Here is an 11850-nt window from a genome sequence, read left to right on the forward strand (position 1 = left end):
TATAGCGCGGGAATTATTAGGGGAAATGGAAAAAATTAATGGTTTATAAGAAAGGCTAATAATGGGTCAGCCACTATTTCAGGCCGACCCGGAAACCATTACTCAGCTTTTGCCGCTTCGGCTTCAGGCGCTTTGACCTGATGCAGGTGCACGTCCATCTGCGGATAAGGAATACCGATCCCTTTAGCATCCAGCGCGCGCTTGAAGTTCTTCATCAGATCCCAGTACACGTTCTGCAGATCGCCCGCTTTGCTCCAGCAGCGGATCACCACGTTGACGGAAGAGGCCGCCAGCTCGTTCAGGCCGATCTGCACGCCGCGCTCCTGCAGTACGCGTGGCTCCGCATCAACCACCTCACGCAGCAGGGTCAGCACTTGATCAATATCGGCATCGTAGGCCACGCCAATGATGAATTCGTTACGGCGCTCCGGCTCGCGCGAGAAGTTAACGATGTTACCGGCGATAATTTTGCCGTTAGGCACCACCACGATTTTGCCGTCGGCAGTTTTCAGGGTAGTGGAGAAGATCTGCACGTTCTGCACAGTGCCCATTACGCCAATATCGATAAACTCACCCGTGCGGAACGGACGGAAAGTGACCAGCAGGACTCCGGCCGCCAGGTTTGAGAGCGAGCCCTGCAGTGCAAGGCCGATAGCCAGGCCGGCAGCACCCAGAACGGCAATTACCGAAGCAGTCTGCACACCCACGCGGCCCAGCGCGGCAATCAGGGTGAAGGCAATGATTCCATAGCGCACCAGAGCCGACAGGAAGTCAGCCACCGTGGCATCGATATGGCGCGCACGCATCACTTTGTTAATCGCGTTGGAGATAATGCGTGCGACGATCATCCCGACGATGATGATTGCCAGGGCAGCTACGATATTGACTGCATAGCTCAGCAGCAGCGCCTGATTGCGCACCAGCCAGCCCCCGGCACTGTTAATACCACCAACTACATTTAAATCGTCCATAAACTGATCCCGTTGTTGCCCAAAAGGGCGTTCAAAACTCTGCCAGCAAGCGGCAGCCGATGGCGTTAAGGGTATGCAAAAAATTGCAGTTTTGCCAAACAAGTCACGAAATCACCTGAACATTCCGAATTGATTGCATAAAAAAAGGCCCCTCAGGGCCTTTTTTGAGCAGAAGCTGAATTACAGTACGTCGACCGCGTTCAGTTCTTTAAATGCCTGCTCCAGGCGAACAATCATTGAAGACTGGGAAGCACGCAGCCATACGCGTGGATCGTAGTACTTCTTGTTCGGCTTATCAGCGCCTTCCGGGTTGCCCAGCTGCGCCTGCAGATAACCTTCGTTCTTTTTGTAGTACTGCAGGATGCCGTCCCAGGTTGCCCACTGGGTATCGGTATCAATGTTCATTTTGATCACGCCATAACCGATAGACTCTTCGATTTCAGCCGCAGATGAACCGGAACCGCCGTGGAATACGAAGTCCAGGGAGTTCACTGGCAGACCGTGTTTTTCGCTGACGTATTTCTGAGAATCACGCAGGATGGTCGGGGTCAGTTTCACGTTGCCTGGCTTGTACACGCCGTGCACGTTACCGAATGAAGCAGCGATAGTGAAACGTGGGCTGATGGCGTTCAGCTTGGTGTAAGCGTAATCAACGTCTTCTGGCTGGGTGTACAGCGCGGAAGCGTCCATGTGGCTGTTGTCCACGCCATCTTCTTCACCACCGGTGCAGCCCAGTTCAATTTCCAGGGTCATGTCGATTTTCGCCATGCGCGCCAGATACTTGCTGCAGATCTCGATGTTTTCTTCCAGCGACTCTTCAGACAGGTCGATCATGTGAGAAGAGAACAGTGGCTTACCGGTTTTGGCGAAGTGAGCTTCACCCGCTTCCAGCAGGCCGTCGATCCACGGCAGCAGTTTCTTCGCGCAGTGGTCGGTGTGCAGGATAACCGGCACGCCGTAATGTTCAGCCATCAGATGCACGTGGTGTGCGCCAGAGATTGCGCCAAAGATAGCAGCAGCCTGTGGCTTATCTGATTTCAGGCCTTTACCGGCGATGAAGCCAGCGCCACCGTTGGAGAACTGAATGATGACCGGTGCTTTTACTTTCGCAGCGGTTTCCAGAACGGCGTTGATGGAGTCAGTACCCACGCAGTTAACTGCTGGCAGGGCGAACTTGTTCTCTTTCGCCACTTTGAAGATCTTCTGAACGTCGTCACCGGTGACAACGCCTGGTTTTACGAAATCAAAAATTTTAGACATGTTAGCTTGTCCTGTTTCTTCGGTCGTATTAAAGGATTCAGATCTCACGCGGGGCATCAAACACCCCGCACTGAGGATTAATTAGTTCTGCTTCGCACGCTCTTCCAGCATGGCAACCGCAGGCAGAGTTTTGCCTTCCACGAACTCGAGGAATGCACCGCCACCGGTAGAGATATAGGAGATTTTATCTTCAATACCAAACAGGTCGATGGCCGCCAGCGTATCACCGCCGCCAGCGATGGAGAATGCGTCACTGTCTGCAATCGCTTTAGCAACGATTTCAGTGCCTTTACGGAAGTTAGGGAATTCGAACACGCCAACCGGGCCGTTCCACAGAATAGTTTTAGCTTCTTTCAACAGCTTAGCCATGGCTTCTGCGGTTTCATCACCGAAGTCCATGATCTCTTCATTGTCCTGAACTTCAGACACTTTCTTCACGGTAGACGGTGCAGTTTCAGAGAATTCCGTGCCGACGCGAGAGTCGGTAGGAACCGGGATCTTGAACTCATCGCGCAGTTTTTTCGCCGCTTCAACGAAATCTGGCTCGTACAGTGATTTACCGACGTTGTTGTCGATGGCCACGAAGGTGTTAGCAATGCCACCGCCAACAATCACGGTGTCAGCAATCTTCACCAGCGAGTTCAGTACGTCAAACTTAGTGGAGACTTTTGAACCGCCAACCACTGCCACCATTGGGCGCGCAGGCGTTTTCAGGGCTTTACCCAGCGCTTCCAGCTCGTTCGCCAGCAGCGGGCCAGCACAGGCGATTGGGGCAAATTTACCCACGCCGTGCGTTGAAGCCTGTGCGCGGTGCGCGGTGCCGAAGGCGTCCATCACGTAGACGTCGCACAGGGCCGCGTATTTTTTAGAGAGCGCTTCGTCGTCTTTCTTTTCGCCCTTGTTAAAACGAACGTTTTCCAAAACCACCAGCTTGCCGGCTTCCAGCTCAACGCCGTCGAGGTACTCTTTCGCCAGGGAGACGTTTTCCGCGCCCAGCTTATCTTTCAGGTAGTTCACTACCGGCAGCAGTGAGAACTCTTCGTTGTATTCACCTTCGGTCGGGCGACCAAGGTGGGAGGTTACCATCACTTTTGCGCCCTGCTTCAGGGCCGCTTCGATGGTCGGCAATGAAGCACGAATTCGTGCATCAGACGTCACTTTCCCTTCTTTCACTGGCACGTTTAAATCGGAACGAATTAGTACGCGTTTACCAGCAAGATCCAGATCGGTCATCTTAATTACAGACATGGTGAATCCTCTCGTTTAACTCTTAAGTTTTACAGGCGCAAACCGCGCCCTACCTGAAACCGCTTGCGGCCATCGCTAACGTGGTATCAATCATCCGGTTAGCAAAGCCCCATTCGTTGTCGCACCAGACTAAAGTCTTAATCAGGTGCTGACCGCTGACCCGCGTCTGCGTGCCGTCCACTATGGCACTGTGCGGATCGTGGTTAAAATCTATCGAGACTAACGGTAATTCCGTATAGTCAACTATACCACTAAATGCCCCTTCTGACGCACTTTGCAGCAGGGCGTTGACCTCACATGCCTTTACCGCATCACGCACGCTGACGCTCAGGTCAATGGCCGTCACGTTGATGGTCGGCACGCGCACCGCAATCGCTTCGAAGCGATCGTTAAATTTCGGAAAAATACGCGTAATGCCGGCGGCCAGCCGGGTGTCGACCGGAATAATCGACTGGCTGGCAGCGCGGGTGCGCCGTAAATCCGGGTGATAAGCATCAATCACCTGCTGGTCATGCATCGCCGAATGAATCGTGGTGACGGTGCCGGACTCAATACCCCAGGCATCATCCAGCAGCTTGATAATCGGAATGATGCAGTTAGTGGTACAGGAAGCATTCGACACCAGCAAATGCTCCGGCAGCAGCGCTTTCTCATTCACGCCGTAAACCACGGTGGCGTCCAGATCGTGCCCGCCTGGGTGTGAGAACAACACCTTTTTTGCCCCAGAGTGCAGGTGCGCTTCACCATCGGCACGGCTGCCATAAACTCCGGTACAGTCGAGCACGACATCGACATTCAGCTCGCGCCACGGCAGGTGCGCGAGCTCTGCCACATGCAGCAGGCGGATGGTGTCATCCCCTACCGTCAGCAGGTCGCGCTCCTGACGCACATCCCATGCGAATCGCCCGTGGCTGGTATCGTATTTCAGCAAATGTGCCATGCCCGCGGCGTCCGCCAGCTCATTGATGGCGACGACCGTAATTTCAGCACGTCGCCCGGTCTCGTACAGCGCGCGTAAAACATTGCGCCCAATGCGACCAAACCCGTTTATGGCAATGCGAACTGTCATATTACTCCTGCACCAGAATTCACCGTAAAATCGGACAATTAGCCTGAGCCAGCCGTGGCGATTTGTACAGCAGATTCTTATCGAATGGTCGGCGAAAATAACAGGGCCCACTGACAACTGAAACGCTTCAGCCAGAATAATAGAAGTCAGGAATAATAGGAATGACTGGGATCAATTGCGGCGCGTAAGTTTGGATCTACGTCACAAATTTAGAATTTATCGGTGGGAACAAAAAAGGGGCGGGTATGCCCGCCCCCTACGCTATAACATCCTGAGGCGAGGCATGCCTCGCCCGCTGCGTGATTACAGCAGCGCTTTCGCTTTAGCGACCACGTTATCCACGGTGAAGCCAAACAGGTCGAACAGCTTCTCGGCCGGTGCAGACTCGCCGAAGCTGGTCATACCGACGATGGCACCGTTCAGGCCGGTGTATTTGAACCAGTAATCTGCGATACCGGCTTCAATCGCCACGCGCGCGCTGACAGCTTTCGGCAGCACGGATTCGCGGTAAGCGGCATCCTGCTTGTCGAAGGCATCAGTAGACGGCATGGAAACCACGCGCGCCTTACGGCCTTCAGCAGTCAGCTGCTCATAAGCGCCCACGGCCAGCTCAACTTCTGAACCGGTAGCGATGAAGATGACCTCCGGCGTACCGTCGCAATCTTTCAGCACGTAAGCACCACGCGCAACGTTAGCCAGCTGCTCAGCGGTACGATCCTGCTGTGCCAGGTTCTGACGCGACAGGATCAGCGCAGTTGGGCCATCCTGACGTTCGATGCCATATTTCCACGCAATCGCCGACTCAACCTGGTCACACGGGCGCCAGGTGCTCATGTTCGGCGTCACGCGCAGGCTCGCCAGCTGCTCTACCGGCTGGTGAGTTGGGCCATCTTCGCCCAGACCGATAGAGTCATGGGTATAGACCATCACCTGACGGATCTTCATCAGTGCAGCCATACGCACCGCATTACGGGCATATTCGACAAACATCAGGAAGGTCGCGGTGTACGGCAGGAAACCACCGTGCAGGGTGATACCGTTAGCGATAGCGGTCATACCGAATTCGCGCACGCCGTAATGGATGTAGTTACCCGCTGCATCTTCGTTGATTGGCTTAGAACCAGACCACATCGTCAGGTTGCTTGGCGCCAGGTCAGCGGAGCCGCCCAGATATTCCGGCAGCAGTTTGCCAAAGGCTTCGATGGCATTCTGTGACGCTTTACGGCTGGCGATTTTCGCCGGGTTCGCCTGTAGCTGTTCAACAAACTTCTGCGACTCAGCAGCCCAGTTTGCCGGCAGCTCGTTATTCATGCGGCGCTTGAACTCAGCGGCCAGCTCCGGGAAGGCTTTAGCGTAGGCAGCAAACTTCTCGTCCCATGCAGCTTCTTTCGCCTGGCCCGCTTCTTTCGCGTCCCACTGTGCATAGATGTCTGAAGGAATTTCAAACGGCGCGTGGTTCCAGCCCAGCTGCTTACGGGTCAGTGCAATCTCTTCATCGCCCAGCGGCGCACCGTGGGAGTCGTGAGTACCGGCTTTGTTCGGCGAACCGAAGCCAATAACCGTTTTGCACATCAGCAGGGAAGGCTTATCGCTCACCGCTTTGGCTTCTTCCACCGCTTTCTTAATCGCGTCCGCATCATGACCGTCCACGCCGCGCACCACGTGCCAGCCGTAAGACTCGAAGCGCTGCGCGGTGTCATCGGTGAACCAGCCATCAATGTGGCCGTCGATGGAGATACCGTTGTCATCATAGAACGCGACCAGTTTACCCAGCTTCAGCGTACCCGCCAGCGAGCACACTTCGTGCGAGATGCCTTCCATCATGCAGCCGTCGCCCATGAACACGTAGGTGTTATGGTCAACAATATCGTGGCCCGGACGGTTAAACTGCGCGGCCAGCGTGCGTTCTGCAATAGCAAAACCGACCGCGTTGGCGATACCCTGGCCCAGTGGACCGGTGGTGGTTTCCACGCCTACGGTGTAGCCGTATTCAGGGTGACCTGGGGTTTTGGAGTGCAGCTGACGGAAGTTAGCCAGTTCACTGATTGGCAGATCGTAACCGCTGAGGTGCAGCAGGCTATAGATCAGCATTGAGCCGTGGCCGTTTGACAGCACGAAGCGGTCGCGGTCTGCCCACAGCGGGTTAGTCGGGTTGTGATTCAGGAAGTCACGCCACAGAACTTCGGCGATATCGGCCATGCCCATTGGGGCGCCCGGGTGGCCGGATTTGGCTTTTTGCACCGCATCCATACTCAATGCGCGAATGGCGTTGGCAAGCTCTTTACGAGAAGACATTTTCTACTCCAGGTCGGATTTAACGCTTCGCCGTCCTTAACCTATTGTAATGAATGAGTTATCAGGCAAAGCCGAAGGAAAGTCGACAATCAATGTACATGAAACACGGGTAACATGTACATGGCGCAGGATGTAAAAAAAGTCACATTAGTGGCCCTTTCGGAGCAGTGGTGCTATGCATTTATACCAGCAAAGGCTATAACTCCGGTTTCGCTGGCAATAATTCGCCCAGCATAAATTGACAACTTTTTGATTTCTATACCTTGTTACCTAAATGGATGAACTGGAATGATGAAACGTATTTCTGTTAGCGCGATCGCACTCGCGACATTAGTTTCCGGCTGTCAGAATTTTGACAGCAATGCCCTGATGCAGTCAGGCGCGCAGGCTTACCAGGCTGCTACCCTGAGCGATGCGCAGGTTAAAGAGCTGAGCGAAAAATCCTGTCAGCAGATGGACAGCGAAGCGCAGATTGCTCCCGCCAGCAGCACTTATGCTCAACGCCTGAAGAAGATCTCCGCTGCGCTGGGCGACAATATCAACGGCACGCCGGCTAACTACAAAGTCTACGTCACCAAAGATGTCAACGCGTGGGCGATGGCAAACGGCTGCATCCGCGTTTACAGCGGCCTGATGGATATGATGACCGATAATGAAGTGGAAGGTGTGCTGGGCCACGAAATGGGCCACGTCGCGCTGGGCCACTCGCGTAAAGCGATGCAGCTGGCCTACTCCACCACCGCTATCCGCACCGCGGCGGCCTCTGCTGGCGGTATTGCCGCTTCGCTGTCACAGTCGCAGCTGGGTGACCTGGGTGAAAAACTGGTGAACGCGCAGTTCTCCCAGAGCCAGGAATCGCAGGCCGATGACTACTCGTTTGATCTGCTGAAAAAACGCAATATTAACCCGCAGGGTCTGGTGACCAGCTTCGAGAAGCTGGCGAAGCTGGAAGGCACGCACGAAAGCAGTATGTTTGACTCGCATCCGGCTTCTCAGGCGCGCGCCGACCATATCAAAGAGCGTATCGCGGCCGGTAAGTAATTGCGGGCGCGGCAGGGGGCGGGCATGCCCGCCCCGAATCATTAATATAAGGTTTTCTGCGGTGGGCCGGCAAAATGCAAGGGTCCGATTGCGCTCATTTTTACCTCCACCAGCGTTGGCCCCGGCATCGCTATCGCTTCCGCCAGTACGCTGCTGAACATGGCGGCATCGCTGATGCTCCAGGCCTGCATCCCCATCGACTGCGCCAGCAGGGTATAATCCGGCGTGTGCAGTTCGTTGTAATACTGCCGCCCGCCAAAATACTTATCCTGAATGCCGCGCATCACGCCGTAACCTCCGTCGTTCATCACCAGCAGCGTCACGTTAGCCCGCTCCTGCACCAGCGTCGCCAGCTCGCCGACGCCCAGCGCCAGCCCGCCGTCACCGACCAGGCCAATCACTTTACGCTGCGGATTGGCCAGCGCGCTGCCAATCGCCATCGCCAGCCCCATTCCGATTGCCCCGGCCAGCGAATGAATATTGGCTAAGGGGCCGTTGGCACGCAGTAAACGACTGCCCCAGACGCTGCCGGAAACGGTAATATCACGCACCAGAATGCCCTGCGCGGGCAGCGCGGCGGCAACGGCATCGTTCAGCCCGGCATACACTCCGCACTGGGCGCGCAGTTCACGTTCCGCTTCTGCCACCGCCTGCGCAATCTGGCGATCGCCCGCCGCATCGCTGACCGGTGACAGGCGCTGTGCCAGTGCATTCAGCAGCGCAGCACAGTCATAGTTCAGCACCTCGTCCGCCAGATAATTTCGGCTGGCCGCTGCCGGGTCGATATCAATCTGCACCCGCGGCTGTGGCAGCGTCAGGGTCCAGCTGCGCGTCTCATTACTGCGCAGGCGCGAACCGGCGATCAGCGTTAAGTCGCATTGCGCCATCACGCTTTCCACCGCAGGAGAGTTGTGAAATGCGCGCAGGCTGCGCGGATGATCATCCGGCAAAATACCGCGACCGTGCGCGCTGGAGATCACCCTGAACCCGGCGTCTGCCAGCTTTCTTATTGCCTCGCTGCAGCCTGATGCTCCACCGCCGACCCACAGCAGTGGGCGCCGGGCACGTTTCACCTTTTCCACCAGCGCGGCAATCACGCTCTCCGGCGGCGCAGGCGCAGAAAGTGGACCGACCGGCGGCGTCACCAGCGAGGCGGGTATCAGGCTGTTCTGGATATCTATCGGGATCTCGACCGAAACCGGACCGCACGGCGGCGTCTGAGCCGTCTGGATTGCCCGATGCAGCAGCGCCACCGCCTGCTGCGGCGAGTGCACGCGCAGCGCGGCCTTACCGGAGCTGCGCAGGAAAGCGAGCTGGTCGCGGGCTTCGTGAATAAATCCGCTGTCGGCATCAAGATACGCCTTCTCAACCTGCCCGGTCAGATGCAGCAGAGGCGTTCCGGCGTTCATCGCTTCGAGCAGCGACCCTACCGCGTTGCCCGCTCCGGCACCGGTACTGGTTAGCGCCACCCCCAGCCCGCTGAACCTCCCGTGCGCATCAGCCATGGTCACTGCGCCCGCCTCGCCGCGAGCGGGAACAAAGTGCAGCTTCCCACGCTGGCCGATGGCATCGGCAATCGGTAAATTGTGAATAGAAATAATCCCATATAGCGTTTTAACCCCGTATAACTCAAGAGTCCGCGCCAGCGCTTCACCCACCGTTATCATTTCGCTCATCGCTATTTCCCGTTCCATAGTTAGTCACTCCAGGCGTTAATTGCCGGGGTCATCGCCAGATAGATGCTCTTCTGCTGCATCCAGGCCTTAATGCCCTGCAGCCCCTTTTCGCGACCAAGGCCACTCTGCTTGAAACCGCCAAACGGCGTGGCTATCGAAAAGACTTTGTAGGTATTGATCCACACCGTGCCGCACTCCAGCCGATCGGCAAGCTGCAGGGCATAAGGGATGTTGCGAGTCCAGATGCCCGCCGCCAGGCCATAAATCGAATCATTGGCCTGGGCTATCAGCTGCTCCTCATCATCGAACGGCATCACCACCAGCACCGGGCCGAAGATCTCCTCCTGGCACACTCTTGCCGCGTTATTCAGCCCGGCGATAATCGTCGGCTGGAACCAGTTGCCGTTCGCCAGCGCCGGATCGGCAGGGATCTCTCCTCCGCACAAAATCTCGCCACCCTCTTCACGCGCCAGCGCCACATAGTCCATCACCGACTGGCGGTGCTCGGGGCCGATCAGCGGGCCGATATGGGTGCCGGGACGCAATGGGTCGCCAAGCCGCAGGCCCTCCGTTAACTGCAGCAGTCTGTCGATCAGTCGTGGGTAGAGAGAGCGATGAATAAACAGCCGCGATCCGGCAATGCAGGCCTGCCCGCCAGAGCTGAAAATGCCGTAGCAAATGCCGCGTGCGGCCTGCTCGATATCGGCGTCGGCCAGCACAATGGTCGGGGATTTCCCTCCCAGTTCCAGCGAAGTGCCGATCAGTTTGTCCGCCGCGATATGCGCCAGACGCTGGCCGGTACGGGTTCCGCCGGTAAAGGAGATTTTCTTCACCAGTGAATGACGCGCCAGCGCTTCCCCGACTATCGAGCCTTTGCCTGGCAGTACGCTGAGCAGCCCCGGCGGCAGCCCGGCCTGCTCAAACAGCGCGGCCAGCTCCAGCGCCATCAGCGGCGTGGCTTCCGCCGGTTTCAGCACCACGGCATTGCCAGCCGCCAGCGCCGGGGCAATTTTCTGCATCTCACTGGCAATCGGTGAGTTCCACGGCGTGATTGCCGCCACCACGCCGATCGGCTCGTAGCGACTGAGGGTGATAAAGTCGTTGCTGCGCGGCGGCGGGATCTCCCCCTCCATCACTTCACAGACGGCCGCAAAATAGTGCGCGGTTGCGGCAGCGCTGGCGACCAGCCCGCGCGTCTCCGCCAGCGGTTTACCATTGTCGCGCGTCTGCAGCTGCGCCAGCGCCTCCAGCCGTTGCGTAATAAGGTCCCCCACTCGATGCAGGATCGCGGCACGCTGGTGTGGCAGGCTCTGCCGCCACTGCGGCGCCCGCCAGGCGCGCTCGGCCGCGCTAACTGCCAGCTCAACATCGTCCAGGCTGGCGGCATGCAGCCAGCCATTGACCGATCCATCGGCCGGGTTGGTGCTGCAAAAACGCTCTCCGCGCCCTTCGCGCCACTCGCCGGCCAGGTACAGCTTTAACGTTTCCATCAGGGTTCCTTAGAGATAAAGCAGCTGACGGCAGGCCTCTACGGCACTGAGTGCTGCCAGCATGGAGGTTTTCGCATTGGTGCTGAGCGGATAACCACGCAGTTCCAGGTAGAGATCGCCGAACTTTCCCGCCGCCTGTAGCGTATGGGTATTGCGCTTTGTCGCCGGGTCAACCATCAGCTCAACCTGCGTCTGGTCCATCCCGATCCCAGCCAGAGCAATGGTCGCCGCCACGTTGGCGTTAGCCGGGAACAGCCGTGCGGCTTCACGCGCGCTGCCGCGCCAGAACACCTGACGGTCGCTGACCGCCATCAGGTCGATCTGCGTTTCCGCATGGCTACCCCGCCAGCTGGCCGGGCTTTTACACGACTGATAGATCACATGGTCCAATCCGCCCTCGCGCGCGGCAGCCAGCCCGTCCAGCCCGGCGACGGCACCAGAAAGCGGGATCAACCGTCCCCCCCCGCGGTGACAGGCCGCCAGCAGGCGCTGATGCAGTAACTCATCCGCCAGCGCGCCGGTGGAAATCACCGCCAGCCGCCAGCCGCGCCGCAGAACACATTCAGCATATTCGCCGACGGCCTGCTGGCTGGCACACTCCAAAACCAGCTGCGGCTGCCCGTCACAGGCCTCAGGGGAGGTCAGTGCGGCAACCCGTGTGCCAAAGCGATCGCGGATCGCCGCATGATGGCTTTCCCGCGCCACTATCCAGCCAGGCTCAACGCCCTGCGGCAGCCGCGCCAGTACTTCCTGTGCCATGGCACCAAAGCCGATTAGCATGATCTTTTTCATCATTTACC

General features: G+C 57.4%; 9 protein-coding genes. 1 reads left to right on the top strand and 8 read right to left on the bottom strand.

Annotation, left to right across the window (positions count from 1 at the left end):
• Window positions 1–98: 98 nt before the first annotated feature.
• The 5 genes from mscS to tkt all read right to left on the bottom strand — a co-directional run bounded on the left by mscS (window position 99) and on the right by tkt (window position 6843).
• A complete protein-coding gene (gene mscS, locus J2Y91_RS03830; protein WP_253537339.1) occupies window positions 99–971 on the bottom strand; it encodes a small-conductance mechanosensitive channel MscS in 873 nt (290 codons plus the stop codon).
• Window positions 972–1151: 180 nt separating this feature from the next.
• Window positions 1152–2231: a class II fructose-bisphosphate aldolase gene (fbaA, locus tag J2Y91_RS03835; RefSeq protein ID WP_048917233.1), complete on the bottom strand. Its 1080-nt coding sequence runs from the start codon at window positions 2229–2231 to the stop codon at window positions 1152–1154.
• A gap of 81 nt (window positions 2232–2312) precedes the next feature.
• Window positions 2313–3479, bottom strand: coding sequence for a phosphoglycerate kinase (pgk, locus tag J2Y91_RS03840; RefSeq protein ID WP_099753472.1), 1167 nt, complete (start codon window positions 3477–3479; stop codon window positions 2313–2315).
• A 49-nt stretch (window positions 3480–3528) separates the two neighbouring features.
• A complete protein-coding gene (epd, locus tag J2Y91_RS03845) occupies window positions 3529–4548 on the bottom strand; it encodes an erythrose-4-phosphate dehydrogenase (RefSeq protein WP_253537341.1) in 1020 nt (339 codons plus the stop codon).
• Between the two features lie 303 nt (window positions 4549–4851).
• Complete coding sequence (gene tkt, locus J2Y91_RS03850) at window positions 4852–6843, bottom strand: transketolase (RefSeq protein WP_099753471.1); 1992 nt, start codon at window positions 6841–6843, stop codon at window positions 4852–4854.
• A gap of 288 nt (window positions 6844–7131) precedes the next feature.
• On the opposite strand from tkt, the gene loiP reads away from it, so the two are divergent.
• The gene (gene loiP / locus J2Y91_RS03855; protein WP_048917237.1) at window positions 7132–7884 is read left to right on the top strand and encodes a metalloprotease LoiP; all 753 of its coding nucleotides are present in this window, start codon (window positions 7132–7134) and stop codon (window positions 7882–7884) included.
• Window positions 7885–7925: 41 nt separating this feature from the next.
• On the opposite strand, the gene J2Y91_RS03860 is transcribed toward loiP, so the two are convergent.
• Genes J2Y91_RS03860 through J2Y91_RS03870 form a run of 3 tightly spaced genes read right to left on the bottom strand, consistent with a single transcriptional unit; the run spans window position 7926 to window position 11842 of the window.
• The gene (locus J2Y91_RS03860) at window positions 7926–9560 is read right to left on the bottom strand and encodes a thiamine pyrophosphate-binding protein (RefSeq protein ID WP_253537342.1); all 1635 of its coding nucleotides are present in this window, start codon (window positions 9558–9560) and stop codon (window positions 7926–7928) included.
• A gap of 20 nt (window positions 9561–9580) precedes the next feature.
• Window positions 9581–11050, bottom strand: coding sequence for an aldehyde dehydrogenase (locus J2Y91_RS03865; RefSeq protein ID WP_253537344.1), 1470 nt, complete (start codon window positions 11048–11050; stop codon window positions 9581–9583).
• Window positions 11051–11059: 9 nt separating this feature from the next.
• Complete coding sequence (locus J2Y91_RS03870) at window positions 11060–11842, bottom strand: aspartate dehydrogenase (protein ID WP_253539443.1); 783 nt, start codon at window positions 11840–11842, stop codon at window positions 11060–11062.
• Window positions 11843–11850 lie beyond the last annotated feature (8 nt).

This window comes from Erwinia aphidicola, from assembly GCF_024169515.1.
GTDB lineage: Bacteria > Pseudomonadota > Gammaproteobacteria > Enterobacterales > Enterobacteriaceae > Erwinia > Erwinia aphidicola.

Coding starts and splice junctions, on each gene's coding strand:
- mscS (WP_253537339.1), bottom strand. CDS start 971: ATGGACGATTTAAATGTAGTTGGTGGTATTAACAGTGCCGGGGGCTGG.
- fbaA (WP_048917233.1), bottom strand. CDS start 2,231: ATGTCTAAAATTTTTGATTTCGTAAAACCAGGCGTTGTCACCGGTGAC.
- pgk (WP_099753472.1), bottom strand. CDS start 3,479: ATGTCTGTAATTAAGATGACCGATCTGGATCTTGCTGGTAAACGCGTA.
- epd (WP_253537341.1), bottom strand. CDS start 4,548: ATGACAGTTCGCATTGCCATAAACGGGTTTGGTCGCATTGGGCGCAAT.
- tkt (WP_099753471.1), bottom strand. CDS start 6,843: ATGTCTTCTCGTAAAGAGCTTGCCAACGCCATTCGCGCATTGAGTATG.
- loiP (WP_048917237.1), top strand. CDS start 7,132: ATGATGAAACGTATTTCTGTTAGCGCGATCGCACTCGCGACATTAGTT.
- J2Y91_RS03860 (WP_253537342.1), bottom strand. CDS start 9,560: ATGAGCGAAATGATAACGGTGGGTGAAGCGCTGGCGCGGACTCTTGAG.
- J2Y91_RS03865 (WP_253537344.1), bottom strand. CDS start 11,050: ATGGAAACGTTAAAGCTGTACCTGGCCGGCGAGTGGCGCGAAGGGCGC.
- J2Y91_RS03870 (WP_253539443.1), bottom strand. CDS start 11,842: ATGAAAAAGATCATGCTAATCGGCTTTGGTGCCATGGCACAGGAAGTA.